Origin of the sequence: Pseudomonas sp. FSL L8-0168 (genome assembly GCF_037976155.1) — a bacterium.
GTDB lineage: Bacteria > Pseudomonadota > Gammaproteobacteria > Pseudomonadales > Pseudomonadaceae > Aquipseudomonas > Aquipseudomonas paracarnis.
Window position 1 is genome coordinate 249,291 of sequence record NZ_CP150262.1, and the last position, 16,346, is coordinate 265,636.

18 protein-coding genes are annotated in these 16,346 nt (G+C 62.3%); 6 read left to right on the top strand and 12 right to left on the bottom strand.

Annotated features, from left to right (window positions below):
* Positions 1-14: 14 nt before the first annotated feature.
* Complete coding sequence (locus MHH62_RS01150; protein WP_032872109.1) at positions 15-965, bottom strand: nucleoside-specific channel-forming protein Tsx; 951 nt, start codon at positions 963-965, stop codon at positions 15-17.
* Between the two features lie 212 nt (positions 966-1,177).
* On the opposite strand from MHH62_RS01150, the gene MHH62_RS01155 reads away from it, so the two are divergent.
* Positions 1,178-1,990 (top strand): aminoglycoside phosphotransferase family protein, encoded by an 813-nt coding sequence (locus tag MHH62_RS01155; RefSeq protein WP_339232258.1) that lies wholly within the window; start codon positions 1,178-1,180, stop codon positions 1,988-1,990.
* Here the strand turns inward: MHH62_RS01155 and MHH62_RS01160 are convergent.
* Positions 1,972-2,919 carry an AraC family transcriptional regulator gene (locus tag MHH62_RS01160; protein ID WP_014718838.1) on the bottom strand — a complete coding sequence of 316 codons (948 nt, stop codon included), beginning with the start codon at positions 2,917-2,919 and terminating at the stop codon, positions 1,972-1,974. The genes MHH62_RS01155 and MHH62_RS01160 overlap by 19 nt on opposite strands.
* Before the next feature lie 254 nt (positions 2,920-3,173).
* Between MHH62_RS01160 and MHH62_RS01165 the strand changes: the two genes are divergently transcribed.
* Both MHH62_RS01165 and MHH62_RS01170 read left to right on the top strand, forming a co-directional pair.
* A complete protein-coding gene (locus tag MHH62_RS01165) occupies positions 3,174-3,947 on the top strand; it encodes an L-iditol 2-dehydrogenase (protein WP_339232260.1) in 774 nt (257 codons plus the stop codon).
* Positions 3,948-4,169: 222 nt separating this feature from the next.
* Positions 4,170-4,817, top strand: a complete 648-nt coding sequence (locus tag MHH62_RS01170; RefSeq protein WP_014718836.1) for a nicotinamidase — start codon at positions 4,170-4,172, stop codon at positions 4,815-4,817.
* Between the two features lie 3 nt (positions 4,818-4,820).
* Here MHH62_RS01170 and MHH62_RS01175 read toward each other — a convergent pair whose 3' ends face one another.
* Genes MHH62_RS01175 through MHH62_RS01205 form a run of 7 tightly spaced genes read right to left on the bottom strand, consistent with a single transcriptional unit; the run spans position 4,821 to position 11,259 of the window.
* Positions 4,821-5,852 (bottom strand): ABC transporter substrate-binding protein, encoded by a 1,032-nt coding sequence (locus tag MHH62_RS01175; RefSeq protein ID WP_339232262.1) that lies wholly within the window; start codon positions 5,850-5,852, stop codon positions 4,821-4,823.
* A 13-nt stretch (positions 5,853-5,865) separates the two neighbouring features.
* Positions 5,866-6,963, bottom strand: coding sequence for an FAD-dependent oxidoreductase (locus MHH62_RS01180; RefSeq protein ID WP_103452278.1), 1,098 nt, complete (start codon positions 6,961-6,963; stop codon positions 5,866-5,868).
* On the bottom strand, positions 6,960-8,303 hold the full coding sequence (locus MHH62_RS01185) for an FAD-dependent oxidoreductase (protein ID WP_339232263.1): 1,344 nt from the start codon (positions 8,301-8,303) through the stop codon (positions 6,960-6,962). Before MHH62_RS01185 ends, MHH62_RS01180 begins: the two co-directional genes overlap by 4 nt.
* A complete protein-coding gene (locus MHH62_RS01190; RefSeq protein WP_014718832.1) occupies positions 8,300-8,590 on the bottom strand; it encodes a (2Fe-2S)-binding protein in 291 nt (96 codons plus the stop codon). Before MHH62_RS01190 ends, MHH62_RS01185 begins: the two co-directional genes overlap by 4 nt.
* Positions 8,590-9,384: an ABC transporter permease gene (locus tag MHH62_RS01195; RefSeq protein WP_014718831.1), complete on the bottom strand. Its 795-nt coding sequence runs from the start codon at positions 9,382-9,384 to the stop codon at positions 8,590-8,592. Before MHH62_RS01195 ends, MHH62_RS01190 begins: the two co-directional genes overlap by 1 nt.
* A 4-nt stretch (positions 9,385-9,388) precedes the next feature.
* Positions 9,389-10,234, bottom strand: coding sequence for an ABC transporter permease (locus MHH62_RS01200; RefSeq protein ID WP_014718830.1), 846 nt, complete (start codon positions 10,232-10,234; stop codon positions 9,389-9,391).
* Positions 10,231-11,259: an ABC transporter ATP-binding protein gene (locus MHH62_RS01205; protein WP_201914815.1), complete on the bottom strand. Its 1,029-nt coding sequence runs from the start codon at positions 11,257-11,259 to the stop codon at positions 10,231-10,233. Before MHH62_RS01205 ends, MHH62_RS01200 begins: the two co-directional genes overlap by 4 nt.
* Before the next feature lie 242 nt (positions 11,260-11,501).
* On the opposite strand from MHH62_RS01205, the gene MHH62_RS01210 reads away from it, so the two are divergent.
* Together MHH62_RS01210 and MHH62_RS01215 are read left to right on the top strand one after the other, a co-directional pair.
* Entirely contained in the window at positions 11,502-12,332 is an 831-nt protein-coding gene (locus MHH62_RS01210) for an IclR family transcriptional regulator (protein ID WP_019816829.1), read from the top strand.
* Positions 12,333-12,412: 80 nt separating this feature from the next.
* A complete protein-coding gene (locus MHH62_RS01215; RefSeq protein WP_106111287.1) occupies positions 12,413-13,768 on the top strand; it encodes an MATE family efflux transporter in 1,356 nt (451 codons plus the stop codon).
* On the opposite strand, the gene MHH62_RS01220 is transcribed toward MHH62_RS01215, so the two are convergent.
* Positions 13,752-14,339 carry a TetR/AcrR family transcriptional regulator gene (locus tag MHH62_RS01220; protein WP_032905010.1) on the bottom strand — a complete coding sequence of 196 codons (588 nt, stop codon included), beginning with the start codon at positions 14,337-14,339 and terminating at the stop codon, positions 13,752-13,754. The genes MHH62_RS01215 and MHH62_RS01220 overlap by 17 nt on opposite strands.
* 132 nt (positions 14,340-14,471) lie before the next feature.
* Between MHH62_RS01220 and MHH62_RS01225 the strand changes: the two genes are divergently transcribed.
* Positions 14,472-15,644 (top strand): MFS transporter, encoded by a 1,173-nt coding sequence (locus MHH62_RS01225; RefSeq protein WP_339232265.1) that lies wholly within the window; start codon positions 14,472-14,474, stop codon positions 15,642-15,644.
* On the opposite strand, the gene MHH62_RS01230 is transcribed toward MHH62_RS01225, so the two are convergent.
* Positions 15,645-16,010, bottom strand: a complete 366-nt coding sequence (locus MHH62_RS01230) for a type II toxin-antitoxin system HicB family antitoxin (protein ID WP_014718824.1) — start codon at positions 16,008-16,010, stop codon at positions 15,645-15,647.
* Positions 16,007-16,258, bottom strand: a complete 252-nt coding sequence (locus MHH62_RS01235) for a type II toxin-antitoxin system HicA family toxin (RefSeq protein ID WP_014718823.1) — start codon at positions 16,256-16,258, stop codon at positions 16,007-16,009. The genes MHH62_RS01230 and MHH62_RS01235 overlap by 4 nt, the downstream gene beginning before the upstream one ends.
* Between the last annotated feature and the right edge of the window lie 88 nt (positions 16,259-16,346).

Here is a 16,346-nt window from a genome sequence, read left to right on the forward strand (position 1 = left end):
CTACAGCTCCTTGATCAGAATTGATAGCCCACGCCGGCGTAGTAACCCCAGCCGTCTGAGCGTGCGCGGAAGTTGCCTTCGCCGAAATTCAACTCGCTGCCGTCCTCCCAGTTGCCGCCGTTGTGAAAGTAACGGCCGACCAGGGTAAAGCGCAGATGGGTAAACGAGTACAGCAACACGTTGGTGGCCACCAGGGAATTGGCGGTGCGCGCCGGGTTGTCCTTGTGCAGGTCCGAGCCGAAATCGTAGTTGGTGAAACCGATGTAGGTCAGCGAGGCGCCGTTGTCGAACTTGCCGATGGGCACGATGTACTTCATCTGCGCTCGGTAGCCGTCCCAGGAATACTCATTGCTGGCGCCGTAGTTTTCCCACTGGTAGCGCCCGTAGAAATTGGCCGACAGGTTGACCCTCGAATGGGTGTCGATATCGGTACCCAGGCCGCTGTACAGGGTGTTGGCGCGGTTTTCCTTGCGGCTGCCGTGGTCGTAGATCCAGTCAAAGGCCACATACCATTCCTTGAATGGGCCAATTGCCAGGCTGCGTCCTGCGAGGTAGTCGATGGAGATCCGCGGTTCATGCTCCATGAACACCGGCGAGCCATGGTCCCACACACCTTTGTCATTACTGTTACCGATGGTGAGGATCTTCGGTACATCGATATAGCCGTACAACTCAAAGGGGCCCTTGCGCCCGAAGTACTCGTATTCCAGGTAGACGTCATCTTGAGGCTTGGGGCCGAAACTGATGTCTTTGCTGCCGATCAGCGTGAGGTCCTGGTTGAACCACTCGGACAGATACACGCCTTTTTTCGCCGGGGGGTTGGCTTCAGGGCTGAGGGTTTCGCCCTGTGCTGAGTCATCCACGGGCTTTTCCTGCGCCAAAATGGGTGCACTGAGTACTCCCGTAACGGCGGCCAGTAGCAACGAAACGCCAAGACCAGCACGAGGCTTTGAGGTGGGGTGCATTGAAAGTCCTTATTCTTACGCGGTTTAAACCCGATTCGACGGGGAGGAGTGAACTTGGCGGTCAAGTTCGTTCCGCAAACGTTTGCACAGGTTGTACCAACTTGGGTCAATGGCTTGAACTGTTTAGAAAAAAGAACAATTAGCCGACGCTTTGGTCAGGAAAACACTGGGATTTCTGTCATCCTGATGCGTCACCCTGTGGAGGAACCTTGATGTTCGAACACTACCTGCGTGCCTGGGAGCTGTGTGCTGATGGACAGCCTATCGTCACACCCGGCAGCGACCTGTTGCCGGTCCGCTGGAAAGGCGTGCCGGCGATGTTGAAAATTGCTCATACCCCTGAGGAAAAACTCGGCGGCCGCCTGCTGAGCTGGTGGGCAGGTGACGGCGCGGCACGGGTGTTCGCCCATGACCACACTGCAGTGTTAATGGAACGCGCAACGGGCTCAGGTTCCTTGATGCGCATGGCCCTCAATGGTCAGGACGACGAAGCCAGCCAGATCGCCTGCGCAACTCTGGCCCGGCTGCATGCGCCTCGTGTGTCGCCGCCCGAAGGGTTGGTCGGGCTGGATGAGTGGTTCCGATCCTTGTGGCACGCCGCCGAACAGGAGGGCGGTGTCTTACGCGACTGCGCGGCGACGGCCCGGACATTGCTGGCTGCGCAACAGGAGGTTGTGGTACTGCACGGTGATTGCCATCACGACAATATCCTCGACTTTGGCCCTCGTGGCTGGCTGGCGATTGATCCAAAGCGGGTGATGGGCGAGCGCGGTTACGATTACGCCAATTTGATCTGCAATCCGGACTTGCCGACCAGTAGCGATCCACTGCGTTTCAGCCGCCAGGTTGGGGTTATCGCCCTGGCGGCCGGCCTCTCACGTCCGCGTTTGTTGCAATGGGTGGTGGCTCATGCCGGGTTGTCTGCCGCCTGGTTTCTGGAAGACCAGGAGCGCGAGCGTGCCATGATTGAGTTGCAGGTTGCCCGTCTGGCACAGCAGGCACTGGCTCAAGGGGCGGACGAGTAGGGCGGCGGGTGATGGGCAACCGGGGTGAATAATTGAAGTGCGGCCTGTCGCCGGTACTCACTCGGCGTCTGGTGCATTTCGATACGAAAGTGGCGATTGAAATTCGACAGGTTGGCGTAACCCACCTCAAAACAGATGTCCGCCACTGACATCTGGCTGTGCAACAGCAAGCGGCAGGCACGCTGCACGCGGAACTTGCGCATCAGGTCGATAAAGCCGTGGCCGGTGTTGCGTTTGAAAAACCGCGAAAAGCCAGGTTCGCTCATGTCCAACTGCCGGGCGATGTCCGACAGGCGTACATCGCCGGTCAGTTCCCGCATCAGGTAGTCAAGCGCCTTGTTGATACGTTCGGCACTGCGCGCATCCAGGGTCGGTGCGTAGCACGGGCTGGCCAGGGTCTTGGCCTGTGAGGGCGGGGCGTTCTTCAGCGTATCGAGCAGTTGCAGAAATAGGGTCAGGCGTTGCAGACCATGAGCATTGCCGATGGCCTCCATCAGCCTGGCGGCGTGTGTGGCGGTTGCTCCGGTGAATTCGAGGCCGCGTCGCGCCTGTTCAAACAACGCCTGTAACTCGCCCAGTTCCGGCAGGGTGGTGCGCAGAGCGAGCAGGGCGGCGCCGTCGAATTGGAGCACCACATCACGCCCGTGCAGGTATTCGCCGGGGGCCAGGTCGCCGATCCAGTCGTGAGGCAGGTCAGGGCCGATCAGTGCGACATGCCCGGCGCTGAACGCACCGATATAGTCGCCCGCCACCAGCTTGCCGCTGCCTTGGCGGATCAGGTGGATTTCGAATTCAGGGTGGTGGTTCCAGCGTGCCAGTTCATAGGGATAGTCATGTTCGAACCAGCGAAAACCATGTTCCGGTTCGGTCAGGATCACCTCAAGCTCCGCAGGGCGATGCTCGAACAGGGTGGCGGGGCTGACGGGCATGATGCTGCCTCTTGTGGTGGTGCAATTTTCCCAAAATACCCGCACTGGCAATCGGTGCGCTAGCCCCGGTTTCGCCTGAGGCTGATACTTTTTTGATCCTGTGCCTCAGGTTAAAAAAGTATCAGCCGCGCATTCGCCAGCCGTTTGTGAGGCGGCAGGCCAAGCTGCTGTAATCGAGGCTCAACAACAAAGGTCGGCAAGCTGTTCTCGGCGGTGTTCACCGGCTACCGGCAATAACCTTCACAGGAGCCCCCATGAAACGACTCGAAAGTAAAAGCGCGCTGATCACCGGATCGGCGCGAGGCATTGGCCGTGCGTTCGCCCAAGCCTACGTCGCTGAAGGCGCCACCGTGGCCATCGCCGACATCAACCTGCAACAGGCCCAGGCCACCGCCGCCGAACTGGGGCCCCAGGCTTACGCCGTGGCGATGGACGTCACCGACCAGGCCTCCATCGACGCGGCGATCGCCACAGTGGTGAGCCACGCTGGCAAGCTCGATATCCTGATCAACAACGCCGCCCTGTTCGACCTGGCCCCCATCGTCGACATCACCCGCGACAGCTTTGAACGGCTGTTCTCGATCAACGTCGCCGGCACCCTGTTCACCCTGCAGGCCGCAGCCCGACAGATGATCAGCCAAGGGCATGGCGGCAAGATCATCAACATGGCCAGCCAGGCCGGGCGGCGAGGCGAGCCGTTGGTGGCGGTTTATTGTGCTAGCAAGGCGGCGGTGATCAGCCTGACGCAATCGGCGGGGTTGAACCTGATCAAGCAGGGCATCAATGTCAATGCCATCGCCCCCGGTGTGGTGGACGGCGAGCATTGGGACGCAGTGGATGCGTTGTTCGCCAGGCATGAAGGGCTGGCGCCTGGCGAGAAGAAAAAGCGCGTAGGGGATGAGGTGCCGTTTGGGCGGATGGGCACGGCTGAAGACCTGACCGGCATGGCGATCTTCCTGGCGTCGACGGACGCCGATTATGTGGTGGCCCAGACCTATAACGTCGATGGCGGCAATTGGATGAACTAGCGGTTGACGCTGATCCAACTGTGGGAGCTGGCTTGCCTGCGATAGCATTGGTGGATTCACTCGCCTCATCGCAGGCAAGCCAGCTCCCACCTTTGAACTTCAGCGTTCTGGAGAATAGGGTAAGTCAGCAACGCATCGATCCCCGCAGTAAACTGTTCCATACTTCAAGATTTCTACGCTCGCCCGGAGGCGGTCGTACGTGCAGACCACCCGAGAACGACCATGAGCCTTTCGAAAGCTGCCATCGCTTCATTCGACGTCGACGCCCAGAAGAGCTTCACGCCTTTGTGTCCCAACGAGTTGCCAGTGGCCGGTGGCGACGGCATTGGTGCCGAACTCAATTACATGGCCAGTCTCGCCGGCCACCGCATCGGCAGCAAGGACGCCCACACCCCCCACGCACCCTGGGTGGTCGGGCAGCACAGCGAGATGCTGCAACCCACCGGCCTGGCCCATGCCGATGTGACCTGGGTCAGCCACTGCGTGCCCGGCACCGAAGGGTTCACCCTGCTCGATGAGTTGCCCACCCCCTATGACTACGACTACTTCATCTGGAAAGGGGTCGAGCCCGACCTGCACCCCTACGGCGCCTGTTACCACGACCTGCACGACAAACTGTCCACCGGCGTCATCGAGTACCTCAAGGCCCACGGCGTGGCCCGCGTGATCGTCGGCGGCCTGGCGCTGGACTATTGCGTCAAGACTACCGCGTTGCAATTGCTCAAGGCCGGCTTGCAAGTGATCCTGCATTTGCCGGCGTGCCGAGGCATCAGCGAGGAGGGCGGTGTACAGGCTGTCGACGAATTGCTCAAGGCCGGTGCATACATCAGTCGCACCCGCGAAGAACTGGCCCTGATTGCGCAGGGCTGAGCCTCAACGCTCAATCGACCGACTCCACCGCGCATTCCACTGCGGCCGTGCCTGGTTGACCTGGTCCCAATCAATCGAAATGGCGGTCTGCAGATATCCCTGCATGGCCTCCACCCGCGCGCGGGTTTTGTCGGTGGTGGGGGTGGTCGGGTTCGACGGGATCTGGTCACCTTCTTCCAACGCCGGCGCCTGGGCCTCGGCAGTCAGCAAGAACGCTGCGAGCTTCTGCGCCAGTTCCGGCTGGTCATTGCGGGCGATCACGCATTCGGCCACGTTGAGCACCACCGCACCTTCTTTGGGCTGCGCGTACTCCATCGGTATGCCGAGCAGTTTTTGCGTGGCGACCTGGGTCGGGGTCAGGGGGAAGATCGCGGCTTCGTCGGTCTGCACCATCTCGGAGATCTTTGCGGAGCTGGCGATGTATTCCAGCACGTTGGGGCCCACGGTCGTAGACCAGGCCTTGAAACCCGGTTCCACATTGCTTTCATCGCCACCCTGGATGCGGTTGAACATCAGGAAACCATGCAGGCCGAAGGTGGAGGAGGCCAGGGATTGGAACACCACTTTGTCCTTGAAGCGCGGGTCGGCCAGGTCCATCCATGAGGTGGGCGCGGCCCAGCCTTTGTCTTTGAACATCTTGGCGTTGTAGCCAAGGCCGGTGACGCCCAGGGTCACGGCCACGGCTTCGTCCTTGATTCGGGCCTTGGCCGGGATCTGTTCCAGTGGCGGGCTCGGCGCGAGCTTGTCGCACAGGCCCATGGAGATGGCGCGGTACATGATGCCGTCGTCGAGGAACATCACATGCATCTGCGGGTTGGCCTGGTTGGCCTGGACCTTGGCAAGAATGTCCGATGAGGTGCCGGGTACGATCACGACCTTGGCGTTATTGGCCTTTTCGAAGGCGGGCAGCACCTTGTCGGCGTACACCCGTTCCATGGTGCCGCCGTTCATGCCCAGGTACAGCGTGGGGGCGGCATGGGCCGTGCTGGTGAGCAAGGCGAGGGACAAGCAGGACAACGCGAGACGTGATTGCATGGGGTTTTTCCTCTCAGGCTTGGAAACGACGGATGGAAAACGCTTCGATGGGTTGGCGGCTGGCGCCGTCGCAGACGATCTCTGCCAGGGCTTCACCGACCGCGGGGCCGAGCTGGAACCCGGCGCCGGCAAAGCCGAAGCCGTGGAGCAGGCCGGGTTGGGTACTGCTGGGGCCGATCACCGGTTCGTTGTCCGGCAGGTAACCTTCGGTGCCGCTCCAGGTGCGAATGGCCTGGGCTCCCTGGAGAAACGGGTAGAGTTCGCCGGCATTGCGCAGGATCTCCAGCACCGCCGCCTGGCCCGGCCGGGCTTGCTGTGGGCCGAGGGCAAAGCCGCGCCCGCCGCCGAGGATGCAATTGCCACGGGCGACTTGCCGGGCATAGATGCCGCCGCCCTCGACGCCGGTGCTGACGGTCATCACTCCCCGCAGCGGCTCGGTGACCAGCATTGCCGGGTGCGCCGAGATAATCGGCACCGGCTCGCCCAATTGCGCGGCGACCTTGCCAGCCCAGGCGCCGGCGCAGTTGAGCAGCCAGGGCGCTTGCAAGTGCAGGCCGTTGGCGCAGTGCACCTGGAACAGTCGGCTGTCGTGCGCGATGCGGATCACCTCGGCTTGCTCGTACACCGCAGCGCCATGGCGTTGGGCGGCACGGGCAAAGGCTGGAGACACCAGCCGCGGGTTGGCATGCCCATCATCCGGGCACAACGAGGCGCCCACTGCCACGTCGCCCACCCAGGGAAAACGCTTGCGCAACTCGCTGCGGTCCAACAGCTGCAAGCCCAGGCCAAAGCCACGGGTCTGATCGGCGTAGGCTTGCAGTGCGGCAAAATCCCCGGGGCTGCGTGCCAGCTTCAAATGCCCGCAGCGCACGTATTCACCCTCAATACCAATCAACCCAGGCAGGTCGGCCCACAGTTGGTGAGCGCGCTGGGACAGCGGTAACTGATGCAAGGGCCGCCCCTGGCGCCGCACGCCGCCGTAATTGACGCCGCTTGAGTGCGAGCCACAAAAATCCCGTTCTACCAGTGCCACCCGCTGGCCTTTTCGCGCGAGCACCAAGGCCGCCGAAGCCCCGACGATGCCACCCCCCAAGACGATGACGTCGATCATGGCTGCACCTGCACGCCAAACGGCAGCGGCTTGATCGGCGCCTGGCCACGCAGACGCCCGATCTGTGGGAGGTCGCGGCCGCTGCGCTCTGCTACGATTTCCGCCGCCGCCAACCCGCACATCCGCCCTTGGCAGCGGCCCATGCCGACGCGGCAATGGGCTTTGACCCGGTTGATTTCCCAGTGGCCTTCATCCACCACGGCGCGCACCTCGCCGACGCTGACCTCTTCGCAGCGGCACAGGACCAGTTCGTCCGGCGCCTGCGCGGCCCAGTGCTCGGGGAAGGGGAACGCGGTTTCCAGGCCCTGGCGAAAGCGCTGGATACGCGCCAACTGCCGCTCCAGTGTGGCCCGGCGGTGCGGGTCGACCGCGACGCCGGTATCTTCCAGCAACGCCAGCGCGGCACATTCGCCGGCCATTTGCGCGGCATCGGCGCCCATGATCCCGGCGCCGTCGCCCGCCAGATACACCCCTTCGACACTGCTGCGCCCGGCGCTGTCACGTTGCGGCAGCCAGGCGCGATTGAGCGGGTTCCAGGCAAACTCACAGCCGAGCAGATCGGCCAATTGCGTTTCGCTGCGCAGGGCGTGGGCGAAGGCCACGGCATCGCATGGCAGGGTCTGTTCGCCGAAGCGAATGCCACGCACCCGTTGGTCACCGTCGATCTGCTTGAGCATTGCGCCCTGATGCACGGCAATCCCGTGGGCGGTCAGCCAGGCGCGGTAATACATGCCTTTGGCCAGGGTCGCCGGTTGCCTGAGCAGCGCTGGCAAGGCCCGGCATTGGGCACTCAGCGGCGCACTGTCGAGTACAGCGAGCACCTTGGCGCCGGCCTTTGCGTATTGGTAAGCGACCAAATAGAGCAACGGCCCGGAACCACAAAACACCACGCGTTCGCCAATCGCGCAGCCTTGGTACTTCAAGGCAATTTGCGCCGCGCCCAGGCTGTAGACACCGGGCAATGTCCAGCCCGGCACCGGCAGGATACGGTCGGTGGCGCCGGTGGCGACTATCACCTGCGCGTATTCGAGGCTGTCGGCGCGCCCGTTATTGAGCATGTCCAGGCGACCGTCCTCGGCATTCCACACCAAGGTGTCCGGCCGGTAGTCGATCAGCGCTGCCAGTTCATCCATGGTTTGGTGCACGGCTTGGGCCTTGCGCGCTTCAAACCCGTAGATCTGCCGGGCAGAGCGTTGGAACCCTAGGGGTTGGCGCCGATAAATCTGCCCGCCACCGCGCGGGCTCTCATCCACCAGGCACGGTGTGATGCCATGGTCGAGCAACGTGCGCGCCGCGCTGATCCCCGCCGGGCCTGCACCCACAATCACCACCGGCTTCATGGCTGGCGCCCCGGGTCACGGCTGATCGCCTGGCCGTCTTCAAGCAGGGTCGAACAGGCGCGCACCCGCCGCCCATCGGCCAGCCGCACCCAACAATCCTGGCACGCACCCATCAGGCAAAACCCGGCGCGGCGCTCGGCACTGAAATCGCTGCCGCGCAGGTGCTCGGCACAGGTCAGCATGGCGGTCAGCAGGGTGTCGCCGAGCAACCCCGTGGCGGGTTGGCCGTCGAGGGTAAAGGCCAGGGCAGGGCGTTGGGTTTCGCTCAGTCGCTTGAACAAGGCCATCAGTGTTTCCCCACCAGTACGCGGTCCAGGCCGTAGACCCGGTCGAGCACAATCATGGTCGCTGCCGTCAGTGCGATGACCAGCGCCGAAACGGCGGCCATCATCGGGTCGATAGACTCGGTGGCGTACACATACATGCGCACCGGCAGGGTTTGCGTGGCCGGCGAGCTGACGAAAATCGACAGGGTCACTTCATCGAAACTGTTGATGAACGCCAGCAACCACCCACCGGCCACGCCAGGCAAAATCATTGGCAAGGTGATCTGCCGGAACAGCGTAAAGCGCCCGGCGCCGAGGGATTCGGCGGCCTGCTCGGCACTGCGATCAATGCCGATGGCCGCCGCCAATACCAGGCGCAGCACGTAGGGGGTGATGATCACCACGTGCGCGAGCATCAGCCAGGTAAAGCTGCCGTTTACGCCCATCAGCGCAAACAGGCGCAGCATGGCCACCCCCAGCACCAGGTGCGGAATGATGATGGGCGACAGGAACAGCGCGCTGAAAAAATTGCGCCCCGGGAACGCATAGCGACTGATCGCCAGGGCCGCCGGCACCGCAATCAGGGTCGCCAGCGTGGCGGCGGTGAAGGCCAGGATAAGGCTGTTGTAGAACGCCTGGATAAAGTCAGCGCGTTCGAACACTGCGCGAAACCAGCGCAGGGAGAAGCCCGACGTGGGCAGGCTCAAGGTGTTCTCTGGCGTGAATGCCACCAGGCACACCACCACCAGCGGCGCCATCATGAACAGCACCACCACCGCATGAAAGCCGAGGGCCAAAGGACCGTTTCTGGACATGCGCTTAAACCCCCAGGGACTTTTTGTAGCGGCCTTCGACCATGCGATTCCAGCTCAGCATGATCAGCAGATTGACCAACAGCAGCGCCACCGCGAGGGTCGCGCCCATGGGCCAGTTGAGTTCCGAGAGGTACTGGTCGTACACCACGGTGGCGACCATCTTCAGGCGTCGCCCGCCCAGCAGACCGGGGATCGCAAAGGAGCTGGCGGCCAGGCCGAACACGATCAATGTGCCGGACAGCACACCGGGCATCACTTGGGGCAATACGATCTTGCGCATCACCGTGGCCTGGCTGGCGCCCAGGGACAACGCCGCCTGTTCGGCTGACGGATCGAGCTTTTGCAGGGAGGTCCACACCGGGATGATCATGAACGGCAGCATCACGTGCACCAACGCGATGATCACGGCGAAGGGCGTATACAGCAGCTTCATCGGACTGCCGCCGAGAGCCTGGATCATTTGGTTAATCAGCCCGTCGGCACCCAGCAGCAGGCTCCAGCCAAACGCGCGTACCACCACCGAAATCAGCAGCGGTGTGAGGATCACTATCAGGAAAATCGAGCGCCACGGCGTGCCCATGCGGCTGAGGATGTAAGCCTCCGGCACGCCGATCACCACGCACAGCAGCGTTACCAGGGCACTGATCCAGAACGTGCGCCAGAAAATCTCGTAGAAGTAGGCGTCGCTCAACAGCGCCCAGTAATGGGCCAAGGTCCACTCATCGACCTTCACGCCCACTTGGTAGTCAAACACATTGAACGACAGCACCAGGGTCAAGCCCAGCGGCACGATCAGCAGCCCGGCAAACAGCACCAGCGCTGGCAGCGAGAGCAGGTAACCGCGACTCATGGGTGCACCTCATCGGCGGCCAGTACCCGCAGCAAATCGGCCTGCCATTGCAGGCCCACCACCGCGCCGTTAGCCAAGGGCACGCTGCCGTCGTTACTGCGCACCACAGTGATTTCGCCCAGGGCGGTGTGGACGCGGTACAGCCATTGGCTGCCGAAAAAGTAGCGGTCTAGCACTTTGCCTTGCATGCGCCCGGTGCCCGGCTCCACCAGTTGGATTTTTTCCGGGCGCAGGCTCAGGGTCAGTTCGCCTGCGCCTCCGTCGTGACGCACTTGGGGTGCGCCGAGCGCATCGTAGTCGCCGGCCAGCAGGTTGGCCTTGCCGACGAAGTCCGAGATAAACCGCGTGCGCGGGTGCTCATAGAGCTTGTACGGCGCGTCGATCTGGGTCACACGCCCGGCCTGCATCACCACCACACGGTCGCTGATGGACAGGGCTTCGGCCTGGTCATGGGTGACCATCAGGGTGGTGATGCCCACCGCGCACTGGATACGACGGATTTCAAATTGCATCTCTTCGCGCAGGTTGGCGTCGAGGTTGGACAGCGGCTCATCGAGCAACAACACCGGCGGTTCGATCACTAGCGCACGGGCCAGGGCCACGCGCTGGCGCTGGCCGCCGGACAGCTCACGAGGGTAGCGCTGCGCATGCTGGGCCAGGCGCACCAGCTCCAGCACGGTATTGACGCGGGTGGCGATGTCGGCCGCAGGCACCTTGCGCATCTTCAGGCCGAAGGCGACGTTGTCGCGCACGCTCATATGCGGGAACAGCGCGTAGCTCTGGAACACCACGCCCAGGCCACGGCTTGCGGGCTTGGCGTGGGTAATGTCGCGACCGTCGAGCAGGATCTGGCCGCCGCTGACGTCGACGAAACCGGCGATCATTTGCAGGGTGGTGGTCTTGCCACAGCCTGAAGGGCCGAGCAGGGAAACGAACTCGCCTTGTTCCACCGCCAGGTCAGTGGCGACCACCGCATCGACGGCGCCATAGCGTTTGCTCAAGGCCTTGAGTTGGAGAAATGCCATGTTTGCGTTCCACCTTTATTCAGTCGCGTCTAAACGCGCTTTCTTGTTTTGGGCAGATGCGAAAAGTGCGGTGCCGGTGCGTTGGCGCTCGATCTCAAGTCGGCTGCCGGTTGTTGTTCAATTCGCCCCTGTGGACGCAGATTAGGACGAAGACTAGGATGGGTGGAAGGTAGAATTTCACTCAACGGACTACTATTTTGCGATTTATTCATTGAGCAGAATTACTAACGAGATTAGGTGTTATGGATTCCACTGAGCGAATTGATGGCGGCAAAGAAGTCGGTGCGGGCAGCGTCTCCCGGTTGTTTGCTGTGCTGCGAGCCCTGGGGGAGGTACCCGAGGGCGGCGAGCGGGTCACCCAGCTCGCCCAACAGGTGGGCTTGTCCCAACCCACCACCCATCGTCTGCTGCGCAGCCTGATGGACGAAGGCATGGTTGAGCAGGATGCACGCAGCAAACGCTATCGCTTGAGTCTGGAGTTCTTCGCGTTGGCGGCCAACGCGGGCAAGACCGGCAACCTGCGCGACCTTGTGCGCCCCAGCCTGTTGCGCCTGAGCGCGTCGCTGGGGGACTCGCTGTTCCTGCTGGCGCGCAGCGGCTTCGACGCCATTTGCCTGGACCGCAGCGAGGGTCCGTACCCGATTCGTACCTTCACCGGCGATATCGGTGGGCGCGTGGCCTTGGGTGTGGGGCAGGGCAGCCTGGCGATCCTGGCGTTTCTGCCGGAAGAAGAGCGCGAGACGGTGATCCGCTACAACCTGCCACGGCTCAAGGACTTCCACCTGTACGACGAAGTGCTGCTGCGCTCCGAAGTGGAGAACGTGCGCAAGCTGGGTTATGCAGCACGCAACACCGGTGTGCTGGAAGGTATGGCAGGGCTGGCGGTGCCCATCCTCAACCGCGACGGGTACGCGGTCGCGGCGTTGAGCGTGGCGACCATCAGCGACCGCCTGGGGCCGAGCCGCTTGCCGATGGTGGTGGAGTTGTTGAAGCGCGAGGCGGCGGCCATCGGGCCGCGGCTCAATCCGTTTGACCCGACGTTGCGCAGGCCGTCGCAGACCTTTGGGGGTTAACCCGGGCCTTCACAACAGCATATTGGATCCAGTTACGGTATAACTCTGAGACGCTTTCGTGATTCGAGGCCCCATTTTTCATGCAAAACCCTTTGCAACGTCCGCTGTGGCAAATCTATCTGTTGTTCCTGGCACCGATGGTGCTGTCCAATTTCCTGCAGAGCTTTTCCGGCACCCTCAACGGCATTTACGTCGGCCAGATGCTGGGCACCCAGGCCTTGGCCGCGGTGTCGGGGATGTTTCCCATCGTGTTTTTCTTTATCGCCCTGGTGATCGGCCTGGGGGCGGGCGCCTCGGTGTTGATCGGCCAGGCATGGGGCGCCCAGGAGACCGGAATGGTCAAGGTGATTACCGGTGCCACCCTGACCCTGGGCGCGTTGGTGGGCCTGGTGGCCGCCGTGCTGGGCAGCCTGTTTGCGCGCCCGGCATTGCAGGCGTTGGGCACGCCGGTGGATGTGCTCGACGATGCGGTGGGCTACGCCCAGATGATGATGTTGATCATGCCGTTGCTGCTGGTGTTTATCCTCTATACCCAACTGCTGCGTGGCGTCAGCGACACGATTTCGCCGTTGCTGGCATTGATGGTCTCCACCCTGGTGGGCTTGCTGCTCACGCCTGCGCTGATTCGCGGCTGGATCGGCCTGCCACCCATGGGCATCCAGAGTGCGGTGTATGCCGGGCTGGTGGGTAACGCCTTGGCGATGCTGTTTCTGATCCTGCGCCTGCGCCACAAAAAACACGTGATGGCGCCAGACCGCGAGCTGCTTGCCGCCTTGCGCCTGGACCGCGTTATCCTCGGCAAAGTCCTGCGCATCGGCCTGCCGACGGGCTTGCAGATGGTGGTGCTATCGCTGTCAGAGCTGGTCATCCTGGCTTTGGTCAACGGCCACGGTTCCCAGGCCACGGCGGCCTATGGCGCGGTGACGCAGATCGTCAACTATGTGCAGTTCCCGGCGCTGTCGATCGCCATTACCGCCTCGATCCTCGGCGCCCAGGCGATTGGCGCCGGGCGCCTGGAGCGCATCGGGCCGATCCTGCGCACGGGGCTTGTAATCAACCTGTGCCTCACCGGTGGCTTGATCGTGCTCGGCTATGGGCTATCCCACTGGTTGCTGGGCCTGTTCATCACCGACGACAGCGCACGGGTACGGGCCGAACACCTGCTGCACATCATGCTCTGGAGCATTCTGGTATTTGGCTTCCAGGCGGTGATTGGCGGCATCATGCGCGCCAGCGGGGTGGTGCTGATGCCGGTGGCGATCTCGATCTTCTGCGTGCTCTGCGTGGAACTGCCAATGGCCTATCTGTTCAACGCCCACTTCGGATTGGAAGGAGTGTGGATGGCATTTCCGGTGACCTACCTGGCGATGCTGGTGTTGCAGATCGCCTATTACCGCTTGGTGTGGCGGCATAAGCAGATCAAGCGGTTGGTGTGAGGCTCAGCCCGCGCAAAAGCAGCTCCAGGCCTTGCAAGCCTTCCTCCAGCCGTGTACTCGGGTGCTCATCGCGGGCAATCCACAATGCGGTATTGACCAGGCTGCCGTTGATCAACTGCGCCAGTGCGTGGCTGGGGGCCGTAGGCATCAGGCCCGCTTGCATCAGGGTCTCCAGCAATTGGCGCAAGGACTCCACGCAGTGTTGCTGGGAGCCGGTGTCGCCCAGTACCGCCGGGGCATCCTGCAATACAATGCGCTGGATTTCCGGGTCCTGGGCCATGCGCAGATAGGCGCGACAGCGCTCGCAAAAACCACTCCAAGGCTCTACGGCCTGCTCCGAGATGCGTTGCAAGCGCGCGTCCATCTCGCTGTCGAGTTGAGCGACCACCGCCGCCAGCAGCCCTTTCTTGTCACCAAAGTGGTGATACAGCGCACCGCGCGTCAGGCCGGCACGGGCAGTAAAGTCATCCATCGAGGTATTGGCATAGCCTTGGGTGGCGAAGGCCCGGCGCGCGCTCGCTATGAGGCGGGCGCGGGTGTCTTCGATCATTTCAGCTCGGGCTCGGCTCATGGGCGTCTCTTGGCTAAGTGATTGACATACGCTGCGTATGCGAAGCATGATCTGCCACATACGCGTCGTATGTATTTTGCCCTGATGGATTCAGATAGCAAGCCCAGGGCGTCGAGCAAGAGGTCAAGCAGGATGGCAAACCCCTACGCTGAATTATTCCAGGTCCCCGGTGCCCGGGCCTTTGTGCTCGCGGGCATGCTGGCGCGCATGCCGATATCCATGACCGGCATCGGCCTGATCACCATGCTGTCCCAGGTACATGGCGGCTATGGCCTGGCCGGTTCGGTGGCGGCGGTGTTTGCCCTGGCCACGGCGATTTGCGCGCCGCAAGTGTCACGTTGGGTGGACCGCTACGGCCAGGGCAGGGTGCTGCCGATTGCCGCGCTGATCGGCGGCGGGGCGCTATTGATGTTGCTGCTGTGTACGCGGTTGCAGGCGCCGAATTGGACGCTGTTTCTGTTCGCCGCGCTGGCGGGCTGCATGCCCAATATGTCGGCCATGGTGCGGGCGCGCTGGACCGAGTTGTACCGTGGCCAGCCCAGGCTGCAAACCGCGTTTGCCCTGGAGTCGGTACTCGATGAGGTGTGCTTCATCATCGGCCCGCCCATTTCGGTGGGGTTGAGCGTGGCGGTGTTCCCAGAAGCCGGGCCCCTGGTGGCGGCGCTGTTGCTGGGGGTGGGCGTCACCACCTTTGTGCTGCAACGGCAAACCGAGCCACCGGTACACGCGCATCAGGGCGCGCCCGGTCGTTGGCTGATTGCTTCGCCGTCGGTATTGATCCTGATGATTTTGCTGTTGGCCATGGGCGTGATCGTCGGCGTGGTGGATGTGGTCAGCGTGGCCTTCGCCCAGCATCAGGGCCAACCGGCGGCGGCGAGTATCGTGCTGTCGGTGTATGCCATTGGTTCGTGCCTGGCCGGGTTGGCCTTCGGTGCCCTCAAACTCAAGGCGCCGTTGCCACGCCAGTTCCTGTACTGCGGCGTAGCCACGGCGTTGACCACCTTGCCCTTGCTGCTGGTGAGCAATATTCCCGGCTTGGCCGCTGCCATCTTTATCTCCGGGCTGTTCTTTGCGCCCACCTTGATTGTGTCGATGGCCATGGTGGAGCAGATCGTCCCGGCCAGCCGCCTGACCGAAGGCATGACCTGGCTGATCACCGGCCTGAGCATCGGCGTGGCCATTGGCGCCGCGAGTTCGGGGTGGATGATCGACCACTTTGGCGCCACCAGCGGATTCTGGGTGGCGCTGGCGGCGGGGGCGGTGGTTGCGGGTTCGGCGGTAGTGGGTTACCGGCGGTTGGGATAGTCAGCCAATCGTCGGGCATGGCTCTGGGTAGTGATGCTGCAGAAATTCGTTCAGCGCCTGACGCGTGAGATCATTCAATGTCACTTTCTTACGGTTTGCCGCCAGGGCAGCGGCCAAATGCAAGTCATGCCCGACACGTACGTTGAATGAACCTTTGCACGGTTTCTCCGGCGTGTGCCCCAGGCTTTGGCAGGTAGCGAGATAATCATCCACCGCGCCACGGAAGGCTGCGTCCAGTTCAGCCACAGTTTTGCCTTCATAGCTCACCAATGCCTTGATGAACAGGATTTTACCAAACAGGCAGTTGTCCTCGAGGCTGGCTTCGATGGAGCCGATGTAGCCTTTGTGTTTCAGTTGGTTGTTCACTGAATCAGTTCTCCTGATTTCAATTGTTCGATGATCTGGCGCCGAATGTAGTGTTTCAGTTCGTTGCCGGGGTGAGGCTTGTGCAGGGTGATCATTGCACTGGGGTCGCCCATGTCGAACTTGACCCGGCTTCCGGCCCCTTCAATCTGTGTGTATCCCAATCGGCGTAATAACGTGACGAGCTCAGACCAGGTAAATGCCATGTGCTCATTGAGCAGTTTGGCGAGCAGCTTTTCATTCTTGGACACGGCGTTCCCTGCGTGTAACTAAATGTAGTTGCAAAAAGTGGTGTTCGTCAATGCTAGCTCAGCTTCGTGCGGCTTCGCGGGGATTGAT

Coding starts and splice junctions, on each gene's coding strand:
- MHH62_RS01150 (WP_032872109.1), bottom strand. CDS start 965: ATGCACCCCACCTCAAAGCCTCGTGCTGGTCTTGGCGTTTCGTTGCTA.
- MHH62_RS01155 (WP_339232258.1), top strand. CDS start 1,178: ATGTTCGAACACTACCTGCGTGCCTGGGAGCTGTGTGCTGATGGACAG.
- MHH62_RS01160 (WP_014718838.1), bottom strand. CDS start 2,919: ATGCCCGTCAGCCCCGCCACCCTGTTCGAGCATCGCCCTGCGGAGCTT.
- MHH62_RS01165 (WP_339232260.1), top strand. CDS start 3,174: ATGAAACGACTCGAAAGTAAAAGCGCGCTGATCACCGGATCGGCGCGA.
- MHH62_RS01170 (WP_014718836.1), top strand. CDS start 4,170: ATGAGCCTTTCGAAAGCTGCCATCGCTTCATTCGACGTCGACGCCCAG.
- MHH62_RS01175 (WP_339232262.1), bottom strand. CDS start 5,852: ATGCAATCACGTCTCGCGTTGTCCTGCTTGTCCCTCGCCTTGCTCACC.
- MHH62_RS01180 (WP_103452278.1), bottom strand. CDS start 6,963: ATGATCGACGTCATCGTCTTGGGGGGTGGCATCGTCGGGGCTTCGGCG.
- MHH62_RS01185 (WP_339232263.1), bottom strand. CDS start 8,303: ATGAAGCCGGTGGTGATTGTGGGTGCAGGCCCGGCGGGGATCAGCGCG.
- MHH62_RS01190 (WP_014718832.1), bottom strand. CDS start 8,590: ATGGCCTTGTTCAAGCGACTGAGCGAAACCCAACGCCCTGCCCTGGCC.
- MHH62_RS01195 (WP_014718831.1), bottom strand. CDS start 9,384: ATGTCCAGAAACGGTCCTTTGGCCCTCGGCTTTCATGCGGTGGTGGTG.
- MHH62_RS01200 (WP_014718830.1), bottom strand. CDS start 10,234: ATGAGTCGCGGTTACCTGCTCTCGCTGCCAGCGCTGGTGCTGTTTGCC.
- MHH62_RS01205 (WP_201914815.1), bottom strand. CDS start 11,259: ATGGCATTTCTCCAACTCAAGGCCTTGAGCAAACGCTATGGCGCCGTC.
- MHH62_RS01210 (WP_019816829.1), top strand. CDS start 11,502: ATGGATTCCACTGAGCGAATTGATGGCGGCAAAGAAGTCGGTGCGGGC.
- MHH62_RS01215 (WP_106111287.1), top strand. CDS start 12,413: ATGCAAAACCCTTTGCAACGTCCGCTGTGGCAAATCTATCTGTTGTTC.
- MHH62_RS01220 (WP_032905010.1), bottom strand. CDS start 14,339: ATGAGCCGAGCCCGAGCTGAAATGATCGAAGACACCCGCGCCCGCCTC.
- MHH62_RS01225 (WP_339232265.1), top strand. CDS start 14,472: ATGGCAAACCCCTACGCTGAATTATTCCAGGTCCCCGGTGCCCGGGCC.